This window comes from Halomonas halocynthiae DSM 14573 (assembly GCF_000425725.1).
GTDB classification, from domain to species: domain Bacteria; phylum Pseudomonadota; class Gammaproteobacteria; order Pseudomonadales; family Halomonadaceae; genus Halomonas; species Halomonas halocynthiae.
This window is the reverse complement of the sequence record NZ_KE384439.1, coordinates 566,162-592,239: the sequence shown is the minus strand read 5'-3', so window position 1 is coordinate 592,239 and position 26,078 is coordinate 566,162. Positions and strand designations below refer to the sequence as shown.

22 protein-coding genes are annotated in these 26,078 nt (G+C 48.7%); 16 read left to right on the top strand and 6 right to left on the bottom strand.

The window, feature by feature from the left end; genetic code table 11:
* Positions 1-20: 20 nt before the first annotated feature.
* Complete coding sequence (locus tag H616_RS0108355) at positions 21-1,247, bottom strand: type II secretion system F family protein (protein WP_051234104.1); 1,227 nt, start codon at positions 1,245-1,247, stop codon at positions 21-23.
* 32 nt (positions 1,248-1,279) lie between these two features.
* Positions 1,280-3,088, bottom strand: a complete 1,809-nt coding sequence (gene pilB, locus H616_RS0108350; RefSeq protein WP_338035747.1) for a type IV-A pilus assembly ATPase PilB — start codon at positions 3,086-3,088, stop codon at positions 1,280-1,282.
* 284 nt (positions 3,089-3,372) lie between these two features.
* On the opposite strand from pilB, the gene H616_RS0108345 reads away from it, so the two are divergent.
* The 13 genes from H616_RS0108345 to H616_RS0108285 all read left to right on the top strand — a co-directional run bounded on the left by H616_RS0108345 (position 3,373) and on the right by H616_RS0108285 (position 18,486).
* Positions 3,373-3,858 (top strand): pilin, encoded by a 486-nt coding sequence (locus tag H616_RS0108345; protein ID WP_035572762.1) that lies wholly within the window; start codon positions 3,373-3,375, stop codon positions 3,856-3,858.
* 32 nt (positions 3,859-3,890) lie between these two features.
* Positions 3,891-5,312, top strand: a complete 1,422-nt coding sequence (locus H616_RS14520; protein ID WP_051234102.1) for an MBL fold metallo-hydrolase RNA specificity domain-containing protein — start codon at positions 3,891-3,893, stop codon at positions 5,310-5,312.
* 414 nt (positions 5,313-5,726) lie between these two features.
* Positions 5,727-6,851, top strand: coding sequence for a GNVR domain-containing protein (locus H616_RS0108335; protein WP_027966960.1), 1,125 nt, complete (start codon positions 5,727-5,729; stop codon positions 6,849-6,851).
* A 298-nt stretch (positions 6,852-7,149) separates the two neighbouring features.
* Positions 7,150-8,424, top strand: a complete 1,275-nt coding sequence (locus H616_RS0108330) for an oligosaccharide flippase family protein (RefSeq protein WP_027966959.1) — start codon at positions 7,150-7,152, stop codon at positions 8,422-8,424.
* 216 nt (positions 8,425-8,640) lie between these two features.
* On the top strand, positions 8,641-9,465 hold the full coding sequence (locus tag H616_RS0108325) for a glycosyltransferase family 2 protein (RefSeq protein WP_027966958.1): 825 nt from the start codon (positions 8,641-8,643) through the stop codon (positions 9,463-9,465).
* Entirely contained in the window at positions 9,465-10,514 is a 1,050-nt protein-coding gene (locus H616_RS0108320; RefSeq protein WP_027966957.1) for an EpsG family protein, read from the top strand. The genes H616_RS0108325 and H616_RS0108320 overlap by 1 nt, the downstream gene beginning before the upstream one ends.
* A gap of 186 nt (positions 10,515-10,700) precedes the next feature.
* Positions 10,701-10,832, top strand: a complete 132-nt coding sequence (locus H616_RS15750) for a hypothetical protein (protein ID WP_276195417.1) — start codon at positions 10,701-10,703, stop codon at positions 10,830-10,832.
* 221 nt (positions 10,833-11,053) lie between these two features.
* Complete coding sequence (locus tag H616_RS0108310; RefSeq protein WP_027966956.1) at positions 11,054-12,190, top strand: glycosyltransferase family 4 protein; 1,137 nt, start codon at positions 11,054-11,056, stop codon at positions 12,188-12,190.
* A gap of 63 nt (positions 12,191-12,253) precedes the next feature.
* Positions 12,254-13,420, top strand: coding sequence for a nucleotide sugar dehydrogenase (locus tag H616_RS0108305; protein WP_027966955.1), 1,167 nt, complete (start codon positions 12,254-12,256; stop codon positions 13,418-13,420).
* Between the two features lie 43 nt (positions 13,421-13,463).
* Positions 13,464-14,741, top strand: coding sequence for a sugar transferase (locus tag H616_RS0108300; protein ID WP_035572760.1), 1,278 nt, complete (start codon positions 13,464-13,466; stop codon positions 14,739-14,741).
* Between the two features lie 99 nt (positions 14,742-14,840).
* Positions 14,841-15,857 (top strand): UDP-glucose 4-epimerase GalE, encoded by a 1,017-nt coding sequence (gene galE, locus H616_RS0108295; protein ID WP_027966953.1) that lies wholly within the window; start codon positions 14,841-14,843, stop codon positions 15,855-15,857.
* Between the two features lie 74 nt (positions 15,858-15,931).
* Positions 15,932-17,299: an O-antigen ligase family protein gene (locus H616_RS0108290; protein WP_240470553.1), complete on the top strand. Its 1,368-nt coding sequence runs from the start codon at positions 15,932-15,934 to the stop codon at positions 17,297-17,299.
* The gene (locus tag H616_RS0108285; protein WP_027966951.1) at positions 17,299-18,486 is read left to right on the top strand and encodes a glycosyltransferase; all 1,188 of its coding nucleotides are present in this window, start codon (positions 17,299-17,301) and stop codon (positions 18,484-18,486) included. The genes H616_RS0108290 and H616_RS0108285 overlap by 1 nt, the downstream gene beginning before the upstream one ends.
* A 51-nt stretch (positions 18,487-18,537) precedes the next feature.
* Here the strand turns inward: H616_RS0108285 and H616_RS0108280 are convergent, their stop codons facing one another.
* Genes H616_RS0108280 through H616_RS0108270 form a run of 3 tightly spaced genes read right to left on the bottom strand, consistent with a single transcriptional unit; the run spans position 18,538 to position 21,955 of the window.
* On the bottom strand, positions 18,538-19,341 hold the full coding sequence (locus H616_RS0108280) for a helix-turn-helix transcriptional regulator (RefSeq protein WP_027966950.1): 804 nt from the start codon (positions 19,339-19,341) through the stop codon (positions 18,538-18,540).
* Positions 19,342-19,382: 41 nt separating this feature from the next.
* Positions 19,383-20,486, bottom strand: coding sequence for a class II histone deacetylase (locus H616_RS0108275; protein WP_027966949.1), 1,104 nt, complete (start codon positions 20,484-20,486; stop codon positions 19,383-19,385).
* Between the two features lie 11 nt (positions 20,487-20,497).
* Positions 20,498-21,955, bottom strand: a complete 1,458-nt coding sequence (locus H616_RS0108270) for a Na+/H+ antiporter NhaC family protein (protein ID WP_051234098.1) — start codon at positions 21,953-21,955, stop codon at positions 20,498-20,500.
* 341 nt (positions 21,956-22,296) lie between these two features.
* On the opposite strand from H616_RS0108270, the gene H616_RS0108265 reads away from it, so the two are divergent.
* Together H616_RS0108265 and H616_RS0108260 are read left to right on the top strand one after the other, a co-directional pair.
* Positions 22,297-23,658, top strand: a complete 1,362-nt coding sequence (locus H616_RS0108265; RefSeq protein ID WP_027966947.1) for a type II toxin-antitoxin system HipA family toxin — start codon at positions 22,297-22,299, stop codon at positions 23,656-23,658.
* Positions 23,655-23,966, top strand: a complete 312-nt coding sequence (locus H616_RS0108260; RefSeq protein WP_035572758.1) for a helix-turn-helix domain-containing protein — start codon at positions 23,655-23,657, stop codon at positions 23,964-23,966. Before H616_RS0108265 ends, H616_RS0108260 begins: the two co-directional genes overlap by 4 nt.
* A 51-nt stretch (positions 23,967-24,017) precedes the next feature.
* On the opposite strand, the gene H616_RS0108255 is transcribed toward H616_RS0108260, so the two are convergent.
* A complete protein-coding gene (locus H616_RS0108255; RefSeq protein WP_027966945.1) occupies positions 24,018-25,016 on the bottom strand; it encodes a DUF1853 family protein in 999 nt (332 codons plus the stop codon).
* 111 nt (positions 25,017-25,127) lie between these two features.
* Here H616_RS0108255 and osmF point away from each other — a divergent pair, with 111 nt between their 5' ends.
* Positions 25,128-26,063: a glycine betaine ABC transporter substrate-binding protein OsmF gene (gene osmF / locus H616_RS0108250; protein WP_027966944.1), complete on the top strand. Its 936-nt coding sequence runs from the start codon at positions 25,128-25,130 to the stop codon at positions 26,061-26,063.
* Positions 26,064-26,078 lie beyond the last annotated feature (15 nt).

Here is a 26,078-nt window from a genome sequence, read left to right as displayed (position 1 = left end):
CTATCAATAGCGAGTAGGCGCTACATGGCGCCGCCCAGCTCAAATACTGGTAGATACATTGATATCACCAGAAAGCCAACCATACCGCCAAGCAGCACTAGTATGAATGGCTCCAGCAGGGTTGTGAGGTTATCGACCACGGTGCTGACCTCATCTTCATAATACTCAGCGACACGATCAAGCATGGCGTCTAATGCACCGGCCTCTTCGCCGATACCCACCATCTGTATTACCAAGGGCGGAAACTGCCCGCTCATGCGCATGGCAATATGCAATGGTAGCCCTCCTGATACGTCATCGCGGGTGCTGATCACGGCTTTTTCATACACGCGATTACCCGTAGCGCCCGCCGCGCTGGTCAGGGCGTCAACCAAGGGCACCCCTGCGCTAAAGGTGGTGGCCAGTGTTCGTGCATAACGTGCCACGGCTGACTTATTAAGCAAACTGCCCAGTATCGGCAACCTCAGAGCGAACTGGTGTACCCGAAATGCGATGCTGGGGGAACGGCGGATGGCTTGTATGCAAACCGTAATCGTTATAAGCATTGCTGCAGCAGCCCATTGCCACCAAGCTTGGACAAACTCTGAGAGCATAATGGTGGCGCGGGTCATGGCCGGTAACTCTGCGTCGAAGCCATTGAATAGTGCTTCGAACTGCGGCACGACGTTGATCAGTAATAACGCGCTGACACCGATACCAACCGCAATGACGGCGGTAGGGTAGACCAGTGCCTTTTTGACTTTTCGTTTGATCGATTCGTTGGATTCTTGATAAGTCGCGATGCGTTCGAGCATGGTATCCAGCGTGCCAGACTGCTCGCCAGCCGCGACTAAGTGGCAAAACAGAGGATCAAAATATTTGGGGTGGCGTTTAAGCGCTTGCGTTACGCTGGCACCCGCAGATATGTCGTGCATCACGTCTTGTATCAGCTTATTCATTACGGGTTTTTTTTGGGTTTGCGCCACTACCTGAAGCGCCTGAAGAATAGGGACCCCCGCACGAATCAGCGTCGCCACCTGACGTGAAAACAGCATGATATCTCGCGAGTTCACTCGCCCCATGCCTCGCGTGAATCGCTTACGCGCTAATTGGCGGATGATGATGTGTTGATTGTGTAGCGTTTTTTCTGCTTCTGCCTTATTACTGGCAATGAGCTCACCCCGCACCACACGACCTTTGAGGGTTTTGCCTGCCCAGCGCCAGCGATAAAGCGTGTTATTCCCCTTATTATCCAGTGGCATCGCCATCATCACGCTCCTTGGTTCTGTAGTGCCTGTTTCTAGAGGTCGGTAATAACGCGATGAATTTCAGCCAAGCTGGTTAGGCCGAGAAGAGCGTTATCTACGGCGCTGCGCTGAAGGCTGAGGTGCCCTTGGCGTCGTGCGGCTTCAGCCAGTTCTTTAGCGCTGGCGCCGGCCATGATCTGCTGACTTAAATCGCCGTCAATGGGAAAGACTTCATAAATCCCTAACCGCCCTTTGTAGCCTTGGGTGCAGTGCTGACAACCCACGGCTTCGAACAGTTTGGCACTAGTGGCTTCTTCCGTACTGCAGCCAAGATCAAGCAGCGCTTGAGTGGCGTATCGGGCAGGGCGCTTACATGCGTTGCAAAGCCGCCTGGCTAAACGCTGTGAGATAATTAGCTTTACTGAGTTTGCGATATTGAATGCCGCTACACCCATGTCAGAAAGCCGAGTAATGGTTTCAGCGGCTGAGTTGGTGTGCACGGTAGAAAGTACCATGTGGCCTGTTTGAGCGGCTCGAGCGGCGATTTCAGCGGTTTCTACATCACGAATTTCACCCACCATCACTACATCTGGGTCTTGGCGTAAAAACGCGCGCAAGGCGCTGGCAAAATCCAGCCCGATGCGCGGTAGCACCTGCACTTGGTTGATGCCCGCCACTTTGATCTCAACGGGGTCTTCAGCCGTGCAGATATTGCGCGATGTATCGTTCAGCAGGCTGAGGCCAGTATATAACGTTACTGTTTTTCCACTGCCGGTAGGGCCGGTAACAAGAATCATGCCCTGTGGCCTGGACAGTGCGTGTTCATATAGCGCTTGCTGACGCTCGCTGAGGCCAAGTTGCTCGATGGGGATTCCAGTTGATGACGAATCCAGAATTCGTAAAACCAGTTTTTCACCGAAAACGGTAGGCAGTGAGTTCACACGTAAATCGATAGCGCGTGTTTCAGAGAGTTTGAGCTTGATTGCCCCATCCTGAGGTAAGCGTCTTTCTGAAATATCCAGCCGCGCCATTATTTTTAATCGCGCTGCCATGCGTGCGCGTAACGCAAAAGGAGGATGCGCCACATCATGCAAGAGGCCGTCAATGCGAAAGCGCACCCTGAATGAGGACTCGTAAGGCTCAACGTGTATATCTGAGGCGCCCTGGCGAATAGCATCCAGCAGCAGGTTGTTGATGTACCGAACAACGGGGGCGTCATTACTGGTGAGAGGTTCTTCTGAAGAAACGGCTTGGTGGCTTTCCTCACCGTTTTCCAAGCTATTTTGAGCAGTGAACTCGTCCAGTGCACTGTTCATTTCGTCCATGCTACCCAGCTGTGAAAATAACGTATCTTCACTGTTGGCCAAATATGCGTTGAATACTCGCTCCCATTGATCGGTTGGTGCCAATACGCCTTCGGGCTCAAGCCCTGTGGCAAATTGCAGCTCATGCAGCCCAGCAAGTAATGAGGGGCATGGCACTGCTACCAGCAGCTTATGTGAGCTGCGCCGTATGGGGAGGGCGTTCAGGTTACGTAACAGCTGGGCAGGAAAGTCACTGGCGGGTGGCAGCTCACTTAACGGCAAGCTTTCAGGGTTGACGACCGACAAACCATACTCGCGCCCAGCACATTCCGCCGCTTGGCTAGCGCTGAGCAGGCCGGCGCTAACAACTTGCTTGAGTAGCGTAACCCCTGACTGACGAGCTTGCTGCTCGGCAACTAACAGCGCAGTGGGATCAACCGAGTGCTCTTCCGCCATTCGTCGCGCCAACCCGCGCAGTGGCGTCTCAGGCCCTGAGCCGCCTGTGCCCAACGTATCGAATCCCGCTTGGGAAACAGTAAAAAAAGCAAGATTTTTCACGGCAGTCCTTTGCTCGCTTGGTATCCATTTCCTCAGTGTAGATCAGAGTAAGCCGCTCACGTACTCATACTGGCGGCTATCTTCTAAACGCAAAATTCCGACTATATTCAAATTCTGAGTGTCGCTATAAAACCAACCCGTGGCCTGGGGCAGGTGTTGCAGGAAACCAGTTTAATGGGTGACGCAGGCCGAAGGTCTGCTGTAGACGGCACAAAAAATAACGAAAAGGAGGAAAACCACAGGACCAAAACAAGGATTGTGTTCAACAACAGGGAAGATAAATCATGCAAACGCTGACTCGAAACCAACCGGCTGCTACCCAAAGCGGCTTCACGCTGATAGAGCTGATGATCGTTGTTGCCATCATCGGGGTCCTAGCTGCTATCGCTATTCCTCAGTATCAAAACCATGTCGCTCGATCTCAAGTTAGCCGAGTGATGGCTGAAACAGGGCAGCTGCGAACAACGATTGAAATCTGTTTAATGGAAAATAGTCTGGCTAGCTGTGATATTGGTTACACACAATCCAACCTGTTGGGTGCCGATAGCATGACGTTTGGTGGCGTGACCGTTGCCGAGGATGGCTCTGCCACTGACTTGAGCAGCCTGACTGTTGGTGGTGAGTTGTCTCTTGTCGCAACCATGTCTGGAGAGGTGGCGGCAAGCCTTGCGGGCAAAACATTGACTTGGACACGTACCGCAAGCGGTAGCTGGAGCTGTTCTACAGACAGCGATGCGAAATACACCCCGTCCGGCTGCTCGAACACCTAACCGGCCAGTTCGGCAAACCAAGGAGGGCACCTATGGCATCTGGGCAAATTGAACACCATGGCGCGGCAAAAGGTGTGACTGGCAGCTGCCATCGGCTTCGCCTGGATGCCATTCACTCATTGCTGGTTGATTGCGGGCTTTTCCAAGGTGAGGAAGGAGAAAGTGGCGCTGACAGCACGCTAGAGCAGCATCGCGTAGAGTTCCCAGTTGACGATATTCAAGCCATGGTGGTCACTCATGTGCACATCGACCATGTGGGGCGGCTGCCATATTTGCTCGCCGCGGGTTATCGCGGCCCCATCTATTGCTCACCCCCCTCGGCTCAGCTACTTCCTCTGGTGACTGAGGATGCGCTGAAGATTGGCTTTACCCGCGATACACGTCTGATTGAACGCTTTCTGCAAGTCGTGAGGTCGCGCCTGCGACCCGTGCCTTATGGCCAGTGGCACACCGTGATTGACAATGCGAGCCACCGACTGCGCATTAAACTCAAGCGTGCTGGGCACATTCTTGGCTCGGCCTATGTGGAGGTAGACCATTTTGAGCACCGCAGTGGTAAGCAGCATCGCACGGTGTTCTCGGGAGATCTTGGCGCGCCTTACTCGCCCTTATTGCCTGCGCCAAAATCGCCATATCGCGCCGATACCCTAGTGATTGAGTCGACCTATGGCGACCGTTTACATGAAGAGCGCACTACACGGCGGCAACGTCTGAAAATTGTCATTGAGAAGGCACTAGAAAACCAGGGCAGCGTGATTATTCCTGCTTTCAGCATTGGTCGCACACAGGAACTGCTTTATGAGCTGGAAGGGCTGATTCATCAGGCCCAGTCACCGCTGTGGAAAGACCTAGAAATCATTGTCGACTCCCCGCTGGCAGCACGTTTTACTGAGGTGTACCGGAAGCTGAAACCTTGGTGGGATGCTGAGGCCCATCGTCGCGTGCGCAGTGGGCGTCATCCGTTAAGCTTCGATTCGCTGTATACCGTCGCTAGTCACAAAGAGCACCTGCAAACCGTCGATTACCTGGCACGCACAGGAAGGCCCGCTATTGTCATCGCCGCCAGCGGCATGGCGACAGGAGGGCGAGTAGTCAACTACCTCAAGCGGCTGCTTGGTGACCCTAAGCACGCCGTTGTGTTTGTCGGCTACCAGGCCCGAGGCACGGCAGGACGTGATATTCAACGCTACGGCCCAATTGGCGGCTGGGTAGTGCTTGACGGCCAGCGCGTCGACATCCGCGCCAGTGTTACTTCACTGGGTGGTTACTCTGCCCATGCCGACCAGAGCCAACTCCTCAACTTCATCAAACGCATGCGCCATCCACCCAGCCATATCCGCTTGGTACACGGGGAGCCCGACGTGCAGGCAATATTCAAAGCCAGGATTGAGCAGTGGGCAAGCAAAGACGGTTGTGAGGTAGAAGTAACCCTTGGCGCCGACCAGCTGTTGTAGAAAGCTTTAAAACGTCACTGTTCAGGTTTTTTTCGGAATCCACATAAGCATAACCTCCCACACTGTTGCTGTTATGCAGACACCACTCAATTAGCTACCTCCAGCCTCTAAAGAGCATTGTTTTCTACTCGGTGCCTACCTCTAACGCGCCAGCATCTGAGTCGCCTTACGATCACTGAACAGCTTCGGTGCAGTAGCGTGGGCGAGAGGCATGGCGTAACATAGCGCTGTTACAAAACAAAGAAGCTGCCTGTGGCTCACGCGACTCGTTAACAATAGCCACAGCAAAGGCTTACGATTAAATATCTGCTATTAGTTTAAGGGCATGGGAATCGTCCAGAAACAATCCCTGGGCGGTAGCGTGCCTGAATATCAGTGCTGCCTCACATCAAGTATTACAAAGGTTAACATTCGATGAGCTCTCCAGACCCCGCTCTCTATATGCAAAATGATCACAACGACGAAATAGACCTTCGCGACTTGGCTTTGATGCTGATCGAAGGCTGGTATTGGATTATTGGCACCATCGTGGTTGCTGTTGTGGCCGCTTTCGCCTACTTAGCGATAACGACAACGACCTATGAAACACGCTTTAAAGCGATACCTTCAGCCGGTGCCAACTTTTCTGGGTTTAATCTTTTTGAAGATTTTGAGATCACTCCGAAAGATGCTTATCGTACCTTGGGTAATCAGCTTTCCAGCTACCAAAACTTCGCTGCTTTTGTTGAAGAGCACCGCGACTTGTTTGACTTAGAGAACGGTGCCAACCTTAGCAAGGTGTTCAGTGAGCGTTTTAGCATCGGAGGACTCAATGCCGATCGTGACGGTAATCTGATGCTGAGCCTGACGTATCGTTACCCAGAAGGCGAGCAGGGCCCAGAGATACTCAACTCTTATGTACGTAGCACATCACAGGACGTGTGGATAACGCTGCGTAATCAGTTTGATGATTATAATCGTGCGCAGGCCAGCCGTCTTTCTACTGATTTGGAACTGCAGAAAGAGTCCTTGCAGGGTGCCCGTGAGGATCGTTTATTTGCACTGGAGCAGGCAATCAATGTGGCTAGGCGCCTTGAGATCGAAAAGCCCACCACGCCACAGCAGTTTGGACGTCAACCCAACGGTAGTGAAGTGATTTACGCCAACATCAGCGGCGATGGCGCATTGCCACTGTACTTTATGGGCTATCAAACACTGGAAGCCGACCGTGATGTGCTTCGCAGTGCCATCGATGAAGGGCTGAGCAATAGCCAAATACGCGATACACAGCAGCAACTGGAACAGCGCGAGCGTATCGCTACGCTGCTTGACAGCGGCCGATTGTATGGCATCGACGAAGGTGTTGAGCCCAATCACACTGAACGAGTGGTTGACGTAGTGGACTACGCCTTTCCGCCTGCGGAGCCTGTCAAACCACGTAAAGCCTTAATTCTAGCCATCTCTTTAGCATTGGGAGGTATATTAGGTGTGATGCTGGTGTTCTTGGTGAGGTTTGCAGCAAGCTTGCGAGGTTATCGGCAGAAAAAAGCGCGTGACTAAATTGATTATTTAAGAGTTATTGAAAGCCAATTCATAGGGCGATGCAGGCCAGTAACCAGGTTACAACACGTTATGGCGCAAAAATAAGAGTTGGCTAATATCGCGCCGTGAAAAGCAATGCTATGCTGGTTTCCTTGTGTTTTTTAGAAAAACTGCAAAAAATAGGCGGTTATACATTTTTAGCATTTAAGGACAAGGGAATCGTACAGAACAATCCCTGGGCGATAGTGTGCCTAAATGTTAGTTAAAATTTGCGAAGCGAATTATCTCGCACAAAGTATAAGCTATCGAAGCAACTATGTTGATAACTAAAGCAAAAACCTTAACTAAGAGCCATTTTTTTCGCAACGTAGTAGTGGTTGCGACAGGGACTGCAGGTGCCCAAGCTATTCATATGGTTTTTACGCCATTGATTACGAGGTTATATGGCCCTGAAGCCTTTGGTTTATTAGGCACATTTATGGCTGTTATAGCAGTTCTTACCCCTGTTGCTGCGCTAACCTATCCTATTGCGATAGTTCTTCCAAGGTCGGATGCAGACGCCAAAGTTTTAGCTAAATTTAGTATTGGCCTTGCCGCGGCTGTTGCAAGTATTACTGCAGTGATTTTTCTTACAGCAGGTGGTTGGATTGCTAGTATTCTCAATCTACAATCGATCACAAGTTTTTTTCTACTCATTCCTATTGTAATGTTTTTTTCTGCATTTCAGCAGGTACTTACTCAATGGTTGATTCGTAAAAACCAATTTAAAATAACAGCAAGGGTGGCAGTATTTCAAGCTATAATAATTAATTCAGTAAAAACAGGTGTTGGCTTTTTTAATCCAATAGGCGCGATGCTTGTTGTTATTACAACTTTCGGCCAAGCACTTTATGGTATATTGCTATTGGCTGGGATAAGAGGAGAAGGTGCTGCGAAATCGGAAAAAGGCAAGGCCTCTGGTAGTGTAAAGTATTTAGCTAAAAAGTATATTGATTTCCCTTTTTTTCGTGCACCCCAAGTAGTCATTAATGCTCTTTCTCAAAGTTTGCCAATATTAATATTAGCTAGCTTTTTTGGCCCAGCTGTAGCAGGGCTATATACATTGACAAAAACAGTGCTTGAGGCACCTGTAGTCTTAGTTGGGATGTCAGTAGGGAATGTTTTTTATCCAAAAGCGGTAGAGCTAAAAGATGACCCTTTAATTTTAAGAGATTTTTTTTTAAAAACGACAGTAATACTTTTTGGTTTAGGTTTAGTTATTTTCTTGCCAGTTTTTTTTTGGGGGCCTTGGTTTTTTTCATTACTTTTTGGGGAGGAGTGGCTGAGGTCAGGTGAGTTTGCAAGATGGGTTGCATTATGGATGGTTTTTACATTATCGACTCGGCCAGCAATTAGTATAATTCCTGTAATAAATATGCAAAAAATATTTTTAATACTTGAGTCTATTTTTCTACCTTTAAAGTTTGCGGCGCTTTATTTGGGTGTTTTTTTTAATAACGAGATGTTTTCAGTAGCTTTTTATTGCATGATTAGCTGTATTTTTTACATGGTATTGTGTTTTATAACGTATAGAAAAATAGTTTTGAGTTAATGAGGCTTGTTCTTGAAAAGCTACTGTGGGCAAGCTTAATTTTTTATGGGTGGTTAGAGTCAATAGTTATCTCCAAGTCAGAATATTGGTTGCTAAATTTATAGTTATGGAGTCTTTGAGAATAATTAACTAAGAAGGTTAATTATGGGGCTTCTTATATTTAATTTGATAAAAGACAAAGACAGCTTGTGGCTTTCTTAACAGGGTGCTTAACGAATGGTTACTGCGGATGTAAGTGTTATCATACCGTGCTACAAATCAAGTGGAACTATCAAACGTGCAGTTGAGTCAGTTTACCAACAGACATTAAGGCCAAAGGAAGTTATCTTAGTTGATGACTGCAGCTGCGATGACACACCCAGTACGTTACACAAAATAAAAGATATATACCCTAATGGCTGGGTAGTCATTGTTTTCTTGAATGTTAATGTTGGTGCTGGCTCTGCACGCAACAGAGGCTGGGAAAAAGCAACGGGTAAGTATATAGCTTTTTTAGATTCTGATGACAGCTGGCATGCTCAAAAAATAGAGCTGCAATATAATTGGATGAAAGATAATTCTCATGTTGGGCTTACGGGGCATACTTGTGCCCAAGTCGGCATGGAGTTTGAGTCTGAATCTATAGTAAATGTTAGTAAGGTGAGTTTTAAAAAAATAAAAAAAGCTGAATTACTGATTTCAAACTCCTTCTCTACACCTTCAATAATGCTCAGGTCTGACTTGCCATTTCGCTATGTAGAAGGTAAACGCTACTCTGAAGATTATCAGTTGTGGTTAGAAATTGCACTGTCTGATTACCCGTGCTACAAGGCTTGCACACCATTGGCGTATATACATAAAGCTGCATATGGTGAAGGCGGGCTTTCTGCTCATCTTTGGAAAATGGAGAAGGGGGAGCTGTCCACATTGAAAAGCGTAAAAGATAAAAAATTGATAACAAAAATTACTTATGTTTTTCTCTGTTGTTTTTCTATGATTAAGTTTATTAAAAGAAATCTTGTTCGATATATTTTTAGAGAAAGAATAAATTCGGGTGTATAATGATTTATATTACTGGATGGCTATTTCTTTACATTGGTTTTTTTTTACAAGAAGGTCTAAGGTACCGTGGTCGAGCTTTTCTTGTAACAGTAGTTTTTTATTTTTTAGCGGTAGCAGTTTTTCGAGGTGATGTGGGAACTGATACAGCTTCTTACACACTAATGGTCGAAAATTTAACACAAGGGTTTGTTTGGGGGGGCGCTGAACCTGCGTTTGTAGTTTTTGTAACGTTGTTGGGTAGTTGGATTCAATCCTCAGAGCTTGTTGTTAGATTATTTTCATTATTATTTTTTTTGCTTTTGTTCGTTTATATAGCTCGCTCAGATCGTAATGAGTCGTTCTTTATTATTTCTTATTTTCTACCTGCTTTTTCTTATACCTACAGTATGAATGGTATGCGTATAGGTGTGGCGGTTGTTCTTTTACTGCTAGCAGCTCAGACGGTTAGGAGAGGAGGGAAAGTGATTGCAAGTGGTCTTGTTTTGTCTTCTATATTTTTCCATTATTCAATTATTTTTCCGTTGGTTTATATCACCTTTTCTCAGGTTAAGTGGTCTAGAGTTTCTAATGTTTTAATTTTTTTATTTGGTATTTCTTTTTTTATAGTTTTTGTTTTAACTTTTATGTTGCCATATGTGGTTAGTAAGATTTCACTCTATAGTGATTATTCTTCTCCGGGAGCGTTGTCTGGGGTTGGCAAGGTAGTACCTGTTTTTCTAATGGTTCTAGGGGTTTCTTTAGGCAGGTTGGGCGATCGGCGTAAATATAAAATTGTTTTTATAGGAGTCAGTGCAACTTTGTTAAGTGTTTTTTTGGCTCAGTTTAGCTATGCTGGGTTGAGGTTTCTTGATTTAATTTCTATTGCTTTTCCTGTATCTGTTGTTTTAGCTTACTCTAGTTTAAATATTGATTTTGACTTTTTTGTGAAAACTTCGTTTGTCTTATCTGGTGTTGTATCGGTGGGCGCTACGTTTAGAAATTTTTTGTTGGAATATGGTCAAGGGCCTACTCCATTTTTACCATATGAGTTTTTTTGGTCGCTTTTATAACGACTTAGAGAAACTATGGGAGAATTTTTCGGCTCAAGCGTTATTATAGTAGTTGCTTTTTGCGATCATACTCTTCCTTTCTGTCAAATTAGTTGTTCAGTTAGCGATATCCCCCTCTGTCAGCCTAGTTGTCCAGTTGGCGATTTCGCTTGAGTCCAAAGCAGAGTGGGCGGCATAGGAACATTCATGCCACGTTATTCCGAGGAACGTAAGGCTCCGCCAGAAAACTACAGCGTGGCTGAGGTGGCCGCTGAAGAAGGCATATCAGGCACAACGCTGTATGGTTGGCTGAAAACTACCGTGTCAGTAAGTAGATAAGTTGGAATGCAGCCTTGAAGAATCAGTATTACTATGGTTACCGTACGTTAATTTAGCAGTGAGGTGGTGCTACAAAAGCTGAGCGATTATGAGTTAAAATTGTTCATTGATGCCGCCGAACGAGGGTGACGATTTGAAAATTTTAACGTGCCGAAGTTGTTTCAGCTGCTAGGCTAGCTATCTTGAAATAATCCAACAATTTGTTAATGGATTTTTAATTTATGAAAATAGCTATTGTTTCGCAAAATGTATCGCCAGGGATACTGATTTTTAGGAAAGATTTAATTCATCTGTTGTTAGAAGAAGGCTTTGAAGTTTATGCTTTTGCTATAGATTATAATGATGAGACAAGGAAGGCTGTTTCTTCATTAGGTGCCATACCTGTTGGTTACAGCCTTAATAAAACTGGAGTGAATCCATTTTCTGATATTAAAGATACTTTAGGCCTGTCTCGTCAGCTAAAAACTATTTCTCCTGATATAGTTTTTAGTTTTTTTGTTAAGCCTTCTATCTATGCAACATTGGCTGCAAAAGTTGCGGGAGTGCCTAGGCGTATTGCTATGCTGGAAGGGTTGGGGTATATCCATACAGCTGCTAAAGAAGGGTTTAGTTTAAAGAAAAAAGTGCTACGTTTGGTGCATGGTTTATTGTGTACAATTGGCTATTTTTATGCTGATAAGGTTTTGTTTTTAAATTCCGATGATCTTCTTGACTTGTCAAAAGTATCTTTTTTGAATAGCCGAAAAGTTAAAGTTTTAGGGCCTGTTGGGTTAAATCTTGAAAAGTATAAATTTTCTAATGTTAGTCTATCTATCCCTTTACGGTTTATTTTTATTGCTAGGCTTCTTAAGGAAAAAGGGGTTTATGAGTATGTTGTTGCCGCACGTATAGTAAAGCAGAGGTATTCTGATGTTGAGTTTGTGATGTTAGGTGGCTTAGATCCTGATAACCCTGCTGCCCTTTCAGAGCTAGAATTGAAGCAATTAGTTGAAGAAGGCATTGTTGAGTATCCAGGGTATGTTAATAATGTAAATGACTGGATTACTGATTCACACGTTTTTGTATTGCCTTCTTATAGGGAAGGTATCCCAAGGTCTACACAAGAAGCGATGGCAATTGGCCGTGCTGTTATTACTACCGATGTGCCTGGATGTAGGGAAACAGTGGTTGATAATGTTAATGGATTTTTGGTGCCACCCTGGGATGCTGGTGCGCTAGCTGAAAAAATGATTTATTTAATTGAAAATCCTGAAAAAATTAAAGAGATGGGAGAGGAGAGTCATCGTATTGCGGCTGAGCGTTATGATGTGAATAAAATAAATCCACTGTTAATATCAATTCTTAAGGGTGAAGATTAATCAGGGGTTGATGCTGTATGATTTTTCAGCATTATTATGAATAATGACTTATTCGGATAGCCTATGAAAATTGCGGTCGCAGGTACGGGTTATGTGGGACTATCGAACGCGATGTTGTTGGCGCAGCATAATGAGGTTGTTGCGCTAGATATTGATGCGCACAGGGTGGCGTTATTACGTCAGCGAGTTTCGCCCATTGAAGATGCTGAAATCAGTGAGTTTTTAGTGTTGTCAGAACTAAAATTCATGGCTACTCTGGACCCTTGCGTGGCTTATCAGGATGCCGATTTTGTGGTGATTGCAACACCTACAGACTACGACTCCAGTACCAACACCTTTGATACTTCTAGCGTTGAAGCCGTCATTCAAGAAGTGATGGCCATTAACCCCACTGCGGTAATGGTGATTAAGTCCACTGTTCCGGTAGGCTTTACCACGAAGGCTTGTGAACGCTTTGGTACAAATAACCTTTTGTTTTCACCAGAGTTTTTGCGCGAAGGCCGCGCGCTGTACGATAACCTTCACCCGACACGAGTTATCGTGGGGGAATGCTCGCAGCGAGCGGAACAGTTTGCTGGGTTACTCATAAAGGGGGCGCTGAAAAAAGATGTTCAGGTGTTGTTTACCAACAGTACTGAGGCCGAGGCTATCAAACTGTTTGCGAACACTTACTTGGCCATGCGTGTGGCGTATTTCAATGAGCTAGACACCTACGCTGAAACCCATGGTCTGGATAGTCGTCAGATTATTGAAGGTGTCGGGCTGGATCCGCGTATTGGTAGCCACTATAACAACCCAAGTTTCGGTTACGGTGGTTACTGTTTGCCCAAAGACACCAAGCAGTTGTTGGCTAACTATCAGGACGTGCCGAGCAATATCATTCAAGCCATTGTCGACGCTAACCGCACCCGCAAAGACTTTATTGCTGAGCAGGTTTTGGCCCGCAAACCCGACGTAGTCGGGGTGTATCGGTTGATCATGAAGTCGGGCTCCGATAACTTTCGCGCCAGTGCCATGCAGGGTGTTATGAAACGCATAAAAGCTAAAGGCATCGAAGTCATCGTCTATGAGCCGGTACTTGAGGAGGACGAGTTCTTTGGTTCTCGGGTCGAGCGGGATCTGGATGCGTTTAAAGCAGGCTCGGATGTGATCTTGAGTAACCGTATGAGTGAAGAACTCGCCGATGTGGCTGAAAAAGTCTACACTCGCGACCTGTTTGGCAGTGATTAAAGTTAAAGCTGCGAGACCGTATTTTTTACTGTAAGAGACAATTATGGAAAAGCGTTTTGAGCGCCGTCACTCACGCTGGTATGAAAAAGCGTTACTAAGCTTACCGGCTCAGCTCTTGCTGGGGCTGCCTTTTGTTTTGCTGCCAGTAACTCTGGAGCGCTGGGGGGTTGGGTTTTGGCACGAGCTTGATGATGTCAGAATCAATACCATGTCAGCTGTCGCACTATGTTTTTTGGTGGTGACGTTAACTCAGCGTCGGATTGCTCGTTTTCCAGGGGCTCACGTTGCGGCTTATTTAGTATCAACCATCACTGTGGCCTTCCTTTTTGCGATTGTCATACTCTTTTTTACACGCGAGGGTTACTCGCGTCAGGTGCTTTTTTTTAGCTATTTTTTATGTTTGGTGTGGTTTTATAGCGACTACTTTCTTGGGCGCCGTTATCGCAAACTCAAGATGGCGTTAGTGCCCGCAGGGGCTGCATTAAAGTTAGAAAGTACACGTGATACAGAGTTGCGCAGACTGGAGCAGCCAGATCTTGAAGGCATCAGGTTTGATGGTGTTGTTGCCGACTTGCGTAGCCCTGATTTGTCGCCGGATTGGGAGCGCTTCCTGGCACGTTGTACGCTTTGTCGGATTCCTGTTTATCATGTCAAGCAGATTAGCGAATCGATGACAGGGCGTGTGCAGATAGATCACTTGGTTGAAAATGAATTTGGTAGCCTGCTGCCCTCTACCTTTTATGCTTTTTTTAAGCGCTGCGTTGATGTTTTTGCTGTTGTGGTGACTTCTCCATTGACGGTGCCTTTGATGCTTTTGACGGCAGTTGCTGTAAAATTAGACAGCCCCGGTTCTGCGCTGTTTATACAGAACAGGGTTGGGCAAGGCGGGCGCGATTATCAAATCTACAAGTTTCGCAGTATGTGCCATGACTCTGAGAAAGATGGTGCTCAATTGGCTCAGGCTGGAGATATGCGTGTCACGCGTGTTGGTAAGGTGATACGCAAAACGCGTCTTGATGAGTTGCCGCAGTTCTATAATGTGCTGAAAGGCGATATGAGCCTTATTGGGCCAAGGCCAGAGCAGCGTGCTTTTGTTGAGCAGTTTGAAAACGAAATTCCGTTTTACGTGTATCGTCATGTAGTTAAGCCGGGAATTACCGGTTGGGCTCAGGTGGTGCAGGGCTATGCCAGCGATGCTGATGATACTCGGGTCAAGCTTCAGCATGATTTTTATTACATCAAGCATTTCTCTTTGTGGCTGGATATTTTGATTGTTTTCAAGACAATAAGGACTATCCTGACAGGATTCGGTGCACGGTGACCTACGACTCGACGTGCTGAGATGGCACCAGATATGCATAATGCTGGAGGGCGCCTATAGGCGCCCTCTTTACGTTTATGAAAACGGAAGGAGAATCCCATGGCTGTGCTGGTAACGGGAGGGGCGGGCTATATCGGTTCGCATATGGTGCTGACGCTGCTTGAGGCGGGACACGAGGTGGTGGTGTTGGACAATCTTTCCAATGCCAGTCAGGAGTCGCTGCGGCGCGTTGAGCTGCTGGCCGGTAAAGCGCCAGTGTTTATTAAAGGCGATATTCGTGACCGGCATTGTCTTGACGCATTGTTCGCAGAACATTCGATTAGTGACGTGCTGCATTTCGCCGGGCTCAAATCAGTGGGGGAGAGCGTGGCCGAGCCGCTGCGCTACTACGAGAATAATGTCGCTGGTTCGTTAACTCTGTGTCAGGCCATGGCTGCTGCTGGGGTGTATCGCTTGGTGTTTAGTTCATCAGCCACGGTATATGGCGACGGTCACCCGATGCCGATTCACGAGGGACTGCCGACCGGACGTCCGGCCAATCCGTATGGCCACTCCAAGCTGATGGTTGAAGACGTGTTACGTGACTTGGCTAAAGCCGATGAGCACTGGTCGATCGCGCTGTTGCGTTACTTTAACCCAGTGGGTGCTCATGAAAGTGGGCGCATCGGTGAAGACCCCAATGGTATTCCCAATAACCTAGTACCCTTTATTGCCCAGGTGGCCGTTGGGCGGCGCGATACGCTCTCGGTGTTTGGTAACGATTACCCCACACCAGACGGCACGGGTGTGCGCGACTATATTCATGTGATGGATCTGGTTGATGGTCATCTGGCAGCCATGCAGGTTTTGACCTCGCAACGCGGTGTCAGCACCTGGAACCTAGGTACTGGGCGTGGTTACTCAGTGCTTGAAATGATTAAGGCTTTCGAAACAGTGTCAGGGCAGCATGTGTCCTACAAGGTTGCTGATCGCCGTGAGGGTGACGTAGCGGAGTGCTGGGCGGACCCAACCCTGGCGAGACAGGAGCTTGGTTGGGAAGCTATGCGCGGGCTTGAAGAAATGCTGGCGGATACCTGGCGCTGGCAGCAGGCTAATCCGCAAGGTTATTCAGACTGAGTACCCCGTTCCAGGAAAGCCGCTTTGCGAGGTTAATGCGGCTTTCTTCGTAGATAATAGAGAGGCGTAGCGTCGTGAGATTCTCTAACCGTTTGACGGAGTCGCTTTGGCAGCGTCCGGAGTACTGGGCCTGCCCGAGGCCTTTATGGGCTATTGGTGTGACGACACTGCTATTTTACGCAGGGTTTCGTGTGCTGTGGCCTGCTGTGGGTAGTAACGCAGAAAGTATCAGCGCACTGTTCGGCCTTGTAGCAGTGCTCGTATATGGCCGCGGTATTCGCTCAAGTGCTCCGTTGTGGTTGTTGCTGGCAGCACTGCTGGTACAGTGCTTGTCTTGGTGGTTGGGCTATCAACATCATCCGGAGTGGGTGGCTGATAACCCTCAGGTAGACCGTCTGGCGAAGCTATTTATTTTCATCGCGGTTGCTTGGTGGCTGGGAGGCAGTACACGAAATACGTTACTTGTCTGGGGGTGTGCAGTAATTGGTTTTTTTGCCACCACTTTTTTTGTGGATGGAGCATATCAAGATTGGTTATTAGGGCTTAAGGGCACGCGTGTAGATTTTGGTATTCGCAACGCTCAGCATAGTTCGATGATGTTTGGCGTAATTCTGATGGCACTGGTAATTCTGGCACCACGTTTGTTGCGTGATGGAAAATGGCGTTTGCTGCGTGGTGGTGCTTGGGTATTCGTCTTGGTATTTGCTTTGGTTGGCGTGCTGGTTGGGCAGACGCGAGCGGTTTGGCTTGGTTTGGCGTTGGCTATGCCTCTTGTTCTTATTGCGTGGACTGTATATCACTGGATTAAGCGCGGAGGAGCTCCGCTTCGGTGGATTGGTGCTATCAGTTTGGTGGCTGTGTTGGTAATTGGCTTGGCCGTTGCGTTGTTGGGGAAGCCTGTAGCTAATCGTCTGGCTGCTGAAAGTGACGTCGTTGAGCAGGTGGTAAGTGGGCAGTTCGACAGCATTCCTTATACCAGCATTGGAATTCGCATCAACACTTGGCGTGCCGGTGTTGAGTGGATAGCTGAGCGGCCCATGGTTGGTTGGGGTGGTGAGGGGCGCAGCTTGGCCATTAAACATACGGAGTGGTTGCCGGATGACGTGAAGGCCGAGTTCGGGCACTTACATAACTACTTCTTGGAAATGTGGGTGGCTTATGGCTTGCTAGGTTTAGCGGTTATCTTTGCGTTAACCGTGTGGATTGGCTATGGCTGTTGGCGTAGTTGGCGGGCCGGTGTGCTACCCGGGGATCTGGCATTGTTTGGAGCAGCTTTTTTTATCTATTGGGTAGTGGTTAATCAATTTGAATCCTATAACAGCTTCTGGACAGGTGTTTACATGCATAACCTGGTTGTTGGTGGTTTGGTAACGCACATTTGGCGCTGGCAGCGTCAACAAACAATGCCGCAGCAACAGCTTACTGCTGGACGGTCGTGCTGATGCGCACGCTTGTCGTTGTACGTTCACTGAAAATGGGCGGCATGGAGCGGGTTGCCGTTAACCTGGCTGATGCGTTTGCTGAGGCGGGCCATGACAGTCATCTGCTCAGCCTACGTAAGGTGGCGAACCCTCTGCGCCCTGAGCGTGCTGCGGTTACTCAGCACCTGCTGCCGCTTAATCGTTGGGCGCGTTATACCGGGGTGGGCGTGCTGTTTGAGCTGATTGCTCGATTGCTGTTGAATCCGTTGCTCAAGCGTTCGGTGTATTTGGGTACGGGGATTATGGGGGGAGCGGTCTTTTGGCTGTGGCTCAAAGTGTTTGAGCGCAAGTACGGAAAGGTCGATCGTATTGTATTTCGGGGGGCGGGAACCTTTGAACAGCTATGGACGTTTCGTGATAGTCGAGGGCGTTATGTGTTGGAAAACGTCATGCAAGCTAAAGAAGCGTCTGGCGGGAGGAGGTTTACAGCCAGTGGTGGTGTAGGTTGGCTCAGCTCGCTGGGGCGCAAGCTGTTCGGGCGTTGCTTGTTACATAAGCGTGATCTCGTGGCTGTGTCGTCTGGCGTGGCGGATAGTCTGCGTGAGGCGATGAAAATTTGGCACTTTCAACCAGCGTCGCTGCAGGTGATCACTAATCCATGTCCTTTACAGAGCATTCGTCAGCGTATGCTTGAGCCTCAGCCAGATATACCAAATGAACCCTATTTGGTTAGCGTGGGACGCTTGGTGCCAGCCAAGGATCACGCGTTGTTGCTGAGGGCTTATGCGCGAAGTGGTGTGAGGCTGCCGTTAGTGTTGATTGGCGATGGCCAAGAGCGTCAGCGTTTGCAGAGCTTAGCTGATGAACTAGAGATTGCCGACCGAACCATTTTTGCTGGCCAGCAGGATAACCCTTACCCCTGGATGCATCAGGCGCGGCTGTTTGTTTTGACGTCACGCTTTGAAGGCATGGGAATTGTGCTGTTTGAAGCGCTAGCTTGTGGAACGCCGGTGATTAGCGTGGATTGCCCTGGGGGGATTCGCGATATTTTAAAAGGCGAGCTTGAGAATAATATCGTTGTGCGCTCTGAAGACGCTTTGGCAGAAGGGCTTCGGCAGCATGTCAGCGGTAGCAAACCACCGATACGTGACGCTTGGTTAGATGACTTTTTACCAGAGCGGGTAGCTGAGGCATTTTTGGAATCATGATGATGAGCGTATTTTTTATTTATTGTAGTTTGTTCTATCATTAAAATTTAGTTAGTGTTTTCGACCTTCTGAGTGCTGAAAAAGCATAAATTGTCGGAATAGTTCGGCTTGACTGCTGATATTAAGTTTAGAATATAATCGTTTGCGATGGTTCTTTACTGTGCCTAAAGTAATGTTCATGGATTTAGCCATTTCGGGGCCTGTGTAGCCACGCAAAATAAGCCAAGCTGTTTCCCTCTCTCGGTCACTTAATTTTCCTTGACCAAAGTGTTTTAATAGTATTGGCTTTTCTTCCGTGGCTGGAATATTTAGGCTGCTGGCAAGCCAGAACTGATGAATTAAAGAGTTTAGTAGAGGAAAAAGGTAGCGTAAAGTAGCTAGCAGCTCTGCCTGGTTAGGGGAGTTTTTTCGTTGATAAAAACCAAAAGATAGAGACAGGCAGTTACCATTATGTAAATCAAAAAATGCAGCCGCCTCATCATATAACCCGAGGTTGCGATAGTAAGTGGCAAAGTAATCGCTATCACGAAACCCATCGGGAGCCAGCTCATCCAATGTCCATAAACCTGGCGACATTGTGCTTTTCCAGTGCTGGTGGAACGGGTCAAGCAGATACATGCGTTCTACGTATGGCTTTAATACTCGATCATTAAGCTCGCCAGACAAGTTGTGAGTTAATACGCTAGGACGTCCACGACTATCGAAATGAAATAGCACTTGGCTAATATTTGGAAAATAGTCTTCTAAAGTTCTCCCTAATCCACAAAGAAAGTCTGGTGAGCGCACTAGCCCCGCAAGCCTAGCGACGGGCGCCAAGCTCGCGGGAGGAAGGTGCTCGCTCTGAGAGATAGCCATTATTAAATCACTTTCTTGCTAGTAAGAGGGCAGATCATAGCCTATGTAAGTGCCTCTACCAATGTTTCGGCCTTTATCAGTAGCTCATTTTGGTGTGGTTGAAGGGATTGTTGCCCCCATAAGGAAATTTCCTTACTCGCTGGATCATTTGCTGAAATACTACTTCCCGCAAGTGCTTGGAGCACGGCATGTCCACAGAATGGTACATAGCCTTCCGAGTACCCCCCTTCATGCACCATAACCAAGCGACCATTGCATAGCATTTCAGCAGTATCTAGCAGCTGTTGGGTGAGAGAATAGAAGGCATCACTATTGAGAAGCATGCAGCCTAAGGGGTCCATGGCGCTGGCATCATAACCACAGGCCACGACAATCAGTTCAGGACGAAAGGCAGTTAATGCAGGTATTATTACTCGCTCCATACAGGCAAGGTAAGCACCGATGCCACTGCCAGCAGGTAGTGGAACATTAAGATTGAAGTTAAGGCCATCACCTTCTCCCCGCTCATTGATTCCTCCGCTACCTATAGGGTAATTATTGTCATGATGAATTGATATTGTTAAAACATCATCTCGTTTCCAAAAAGCCTGCTGAGTTCCGTTGCCGTGATGCACGTCCCAGTCAAGAATTGCTACGCGTTTGAGGTCGTATTTTTCCATCGTAGTCATTACAGCTACGGGAATATTTCCTAGCAAACAAAAGCCTTTACCTTGGTCCCTTTCTGCATGGTGTCCAGGCGGGCGGCACAAGGCGTAAGCATTATCACAGTCGCCACGTAGTACGGCATCTATTGCTTCTATTGCTTGGCCGGTGGAGCGTCTCGCTATCTGGTAGCTGTCTTTCCCCACCGGAGCGCAGTCACCAGCATCTCCATGTCCGCGTTCACTTAGCTTAGCTAACCGAGACAGATATTCAGCGGTATGGAAACGTAGCAGGTCCTTTTCACTTGCTACCTCGCCTTTAAGAGGCGTTAGTTCGTCAATCAAGCCGGTCATTTCTACTAAGTTACGTAGACGCCGTTTCGTCTCAGGGTGTTCAGCTGCGCCTGCTGGTTGCACATGCCCTCCGGCCGTGGGAAATATTGAGCAGGGGCCGCTGTCGTGCCACATGCAATGTTCGTGAAAAGCGAATCCAGTACGATGCATGGTGATCTCCTTTAAGAAGCTATAATGTAAAGAGCAGTACTGATTAGTGCTGCTAACAAAACGTAGGGAAGTTGGGTCAAGGCATGTTGAATTGGCGTGATGCCGCAGCCACGAGCGCTGAGGACTGTTGCGTCTCCAAAGAAGCAGGCATGTGACCCAAAGGCACCTGCAGAAATCATTGCGCCTAAAGTGAGAGATAAAGAGGCATCAGTCGCTTGGGCTAAGGGAATTACAATCGGAAATGCGATGGCGTAAACACCCCAGAATGAACCAGTAGCGAAGGCGAGAATGGATAATAGTATAAAAGTTATTGCAGGTAGCCAGCTCCCTTGCATCATGGGTTGAGCCCATGCGATAAGTGTTTCAGTAAGCCCTAGTGTCTCATTAACTGACTGAAGCATAAATGCTGAAAAGACAATGCCCAATGGCAAGAGCATTTGTTGAAAACCTGTTAGGAGCTCGTCAAACATACGATTTAAAGGTGCAATTTTTTGAGCTGAAAATAGTGAAAGTGTTACGATTAGAGAAAAGCCAACACCGATTAGGGCGTCTATTCCAGACCACCAAGTAGCCAGTAGTAGCGTTGCCATTGGTATTAAGAAATTAATTAATTTAGGTGATTTTATGGTTGCTTTTTGATGATGGTTTTCTTCTTTACTCTCAATGATAGATTCCCTTCCCTGTTCAGCATCTTTCATTTTTTTACCAAGTATTGGAATTATTCCAAGCCCTGCCATAATAACTATTATAAGAGCCAGCCAAGGATAAAAAAAGTAAGGAATTAAAGTTATATAGACAGAAAACCCTCTTCCAGTCTCTGCTACACCATTGCTTTCAAGTAACCCTGACAAATAAATAGCCCAGGTGGAAAAGGGGATAATAAGGCATACTGGAGCTGCGGTAGAGTCAACAATGTAGGCTAGCATGGAGCGTGATATTTTTAACTTGTCAAACAGTCGCCTCATAGCAGCAGAGACTGTCATAACATTTAAGTAATCATCGATAAAGATAAGAACTCCAAGACTGGTTGCTCCAAGCATTGCATTTCTTCGATTTTTAAGATATTTGCCCGCAGAGTGACTGAAAGCTTCGGTGCCGCGTGCGAACTGTAATAAACCTATCAGGCTGCCTAAGAGGCCGCAGACTAAGGTGATCCAACCCATGGTTGGGTCTTGCATGACGCCTAGCCCTGTGTTGGCCATGTCGCTCAGCACTGTGGTAGGTGACACCATTAGCAAACCGCTTAGGGTGCCTGCTAATAACGCTTCTAGAGTTCGCTGAGTGATTAGGGCCATGCTGATAACGACTAAGGTTGGGAGTAACACATAGATACCAAACCCATCCTTACCACCAAACCAGTATCCACTAAGGCTCGCTATTAGAACCACGATCAGCCAAGTCATACCACGACGCAAGCCTGACTTGGCATTTAGCCCATGGCCACGTGGATAAGCGTTAATTTTTTCCATTTACCTCACCTTGTTGTTATTTGGGGCGGGGGATAGTAATAGCAGTAGGAGTAAAGGGTGGCGATATCCCCAAAGGGACAATGGTAATGGCGGCCCTTAAGCCCCTGAGGGGACTAGGCTAGCATCGATCTGTGATTTTTCTCTGGTGCGAGCGGGCGACTAAGGCCGGCAGTACAGGCACCTTCGACAAGCCTTCTCTTGCTTTTCTTTAATGAAACGCTAACTATGAAGTGTGAAAAATATTGCACATTTAGGGTTCGTTGTTAAACTTTTATGCGTTATGCTGCTCATAATCTTTGTCAGTATATCTTTTTGAGCAATATATTACGCATGGGTGAGCCTTGAAACTGACGGTGCAAGTTCACGTTGACCACGCTTGGCACGATGCTGCCGAGGTCGTTTTGCCTGATCCCGAGAAGGGGGTGAGTGGAACGTCTCGGCTGTGCTATATCACCGATTATGCCCTCGAAAAAATGTTCTGTGACGATCTGCGTGCTTGCAGCCTGCGACTGCCGGTAGAGCTGATGCTTACCCATAAATCTCCGCGCTGGTTCGGCTTCCTAGAAGACATCATGCCAGCAGGTGCCAGTCGCCGCTTTTGGGTGAACTATCTCGGAATTCAGGATCTTCCGGCGGGACGCCAGGATGCAGAGTTATTGGCTCGCGGCACGATTGCACCGGTAGGCAACCTGCGCATTAAAGAAGCGGTGCCTGATAATGCCACCCAGGATGCCATGGGGGAGCGCCGTTTTCCGGTGCAGAGCGTGGTAGAGCGCGATGTGGACTTTCTGGAGTATGCTCAGCAAATGGGTGCGGCCAGCGGCGGTGCGACCGGTGCTGGCGGAGAGGCACCGAAAATGCTGCTTAGGCTCACCCAAGCGTCCGAGTGCCAGGGTGAGCAAGTCTGGATCGATACCTGGCAGCAGGAGACTCACTGCCCCGACTTGCCGATGTTGGTAAAATTTCCCCGTGGCAGCCGCTCTGCGGACGATTGCGACATCCTGCGGGCGGAGTATCACTACTATCAGGAGTTGGCCGCGCTGGGCATTGATACCATCGAGACTCGTTCCATGCGCCTTGTTGAAGGTGAGCGCTATCCCTCTCTGTGGTTGCCGCGTTTCGATATGCAGTACCTCGATGGTGCCTGGGTTCGCTATGGCCTAGAGTCGGTTTACTCGTTGATGGGGGCGGCACCTGGCAGTTTCCTGCGCCAGGCTGACACTCTTCGCCACTTGGTGAGACTGCTGCAGGAGCAGCACCGAGTCCGCGAGCTGGGTGAGCGTTTTGATGCGGAGGCTTTTGTGATCGAGTGGACCCGTCGCGATTTGCTCAATATCGCCTTTGGTAATTCTGATAACCATGGCCGTAATACGGCGCTGCTCAAGCGTCCTGAAGGCGTGTGGCTGGCCCCCGTTTATGACTTTGCTCCGATGCGAGCTGACCCTGAGGGCGTGACACGAACTACGCAGTGGGGCCCTCCGTTGGAAGTCGGCGGAGAATTTGATTGGCACGCCATCGCAAACTCGCTGTCGGATGTTGTTGAGCCCGAGAAACTGCTGGAGTCACTTCAGCAGCTTGCGTCAACTCTTGAGGGGCTGGATGAACGCCTAGCTGCACGAGGGATTCCGTCTCGCCTTCTGGATATGCCGGCGGTAGGCTTGCGTACCGTCGATGCTCGGCTTAAACGCTGGGGGCTATTGTGAAACCTCATATCCCTGATGATCGTGAAGCGGCTCTGGTGGTGTTGCTGAAGCAGTTTTATGCCGGTGAGCTCACTGATGGGCAGCTGCTGCGTGCTTTGCGTCGCGATGTACTGGGGCTGACACAGGCCCGCTACGCCGCGTTGGTGGGTATCAGTCGGCGGACCTTGTCTGATCTGGAGGGCGACAAAGGGAATGTTACCCCAGAGCTAAAGAGCCGAGTCTTCCGGCCTTTGGGCCTAGAGGTAAGCCTGTTGCCGCGTAAATGGTCGTTGCTGGAGCAGGTGCTGTCAGGCCAGAGTAATACCTAGGTTATCCCTCAGTAAGCCACGTCGCGAACGCTCTAAACCTACTTTTCTCTATCACTCTTTGCTCTGTGGTGGCAGAGGGATTTGTTGTGGCCAAGTGTCGTTGACGATAAATACGCGTAGCCAGTTATGGGGTATGCCGCCGGGGTAGCCATTTGGGTAGCGAAGCGCGAGTTGAACAGGTGTTGCTTTGTTGTTGAAGTGATGGGTGAGTTGGTGTTTTAGCTGTGCTAATGGTGCGAGCTGATGCGGTGGCGGTGGGGCAAGCCAATAAGGTTTCTGTAGCCAGGCGCCGCGCATTCCTGTGGGCAAGGTGGCGATAAGGTCTTGCCAATGCTGCCAATGTAACCATCGACCTTTGAGGTGTTGGAGGTTGACATGCTGAGGGGTAGGAAGGTTGCCCTCTAGCGGATAAAACAGCACGCCCGGTGTGGCTAGGCGCTGCGATAGTTGTCCTGGTGGGCACATTCCGAGGTGTTGTGTAATGGCTTCCCGTGCCTGGCGCGTGTGGGCAATAGGAAGTTGGTGCTGATGAAGCCGTGTGCTTTTGCGTGCCAGGCTGTCTTTGCCATCGGGCCCAATCCAGCGTGAGTGGCTATTTGCGGCGCCTGGGCCGAGTGGAAGGCCCAGGTAATATTTCACGGTGACTTCAAGGTGAATCGGTAGGCCGGTGTCGCGGCAGCTATAGAGTAGGTCTAGCTCACCGAGGGTGCGCCGATTATCGATGATAGGCAGGTTGTTGGCTAATAAACGAGTGCCTGGTGCCGACGACAACAATAACTGCCAGAGTGATTCATGATAGAGCCCTAGTTTTTGCTGGCTGGTGTCGCCAAATGTTGTGCTAAGTTGTTCTGGGCTATTTTCCAGCTGAGCGAGAAAACGTTGCCTGACGTCTGGCTCGGCCAGCCCAAGCTCAGCCAGGCTTGGGCGTTTGGCGTGTTCTAATGTCAGCAAATCTGGCGCTTCGAGCAGCCATGCCAGGTCGCGCACCTGAGGGTGCTGCCAGTGATCAAACCAGTGGTCAAAGGAAGGCGGCGCGTAAGACTGGGTCATGATTTTTCAACTGTATAGAGTTGACGACAGGGGGCGAATAATGAAAACAATAGCGGATAACTTCCATTAATTCGTCACCATACCAAGTAATTGGCCTCTGGGGTGCTGTCTATGAAATTTCCGTTATTGAATCGTGTGACTCGACACCTTGTCACCACCACCTTGGCGGTTGGTAGCTTGGTGAGTCTTGCGACAGCTCATGCTGCCAGTCCGGTAGTGATTGGCTCAAAAATTGATACCGAAGGCTCCGTTCTGGGGGAGTTGGTGTTACAGCAGCTTGAAAATGGCGGTGTAGAGGTCAAGGATCGCCTGCAGCTAGGGGTGACCAATATCGTGCGGCAGGCGTTGGTGTCTGGCGAGATAGATATCTATCCAGAATACACGGGCAACGGTGCCTTTTTCTTTGACATGGCCGATAGTCCGGTGTGGCAGAAAGCCGATAGCGGCTATGAAACGGTGCGTGACAAGGATCTTGACGCTAATCAGCTGGTGTGGCTGACACCTGCGCCGGCCAATAATACGTGGGCAATCAGTGTGCGTGGCGATCTGGCGCGCGACAACGACCTGACAAGCCTAGAAGACCTGGCGGATTATCTGGAGGAGGGCGGCAAGCTGAAACTGGCCGCCAGCGCTGAGTTTGTTGAATCGCCCCAGGCGCTGCCATCGTTTCAGGAAGCCTACGGCTTTGAGCTGAGCCAAGGCCAGTTGCTGGTGCTGTCGGGAGGTAACACTGCCGCGACCATGCGTGCTGCTGCGCTTCAAACTGATGGGGTTAATGCCGCCATGGTCTACGGCACCGACGGTGGCTTGCAGGCGCTGGATCTACAGGTGCTGGATGACAACCTCGGCGTGCAGCCGGTCTATCAGCCTGCGCCGGTGATACGCCAGAGTGTCCTGGATGAAAATCCTGACATCGCTGATTTATTGGCCCCGCTGTTTGCCGCACTGGACCGCGAGACACTGCAGCGTTTGAATGGCGATGTGGCAGTGAATGGCTTAGACCCAGCCAACGTGGCCGCAGACTTTCTTGCTACGTTGGATAATTGAGCCGAGTGTCCGGTA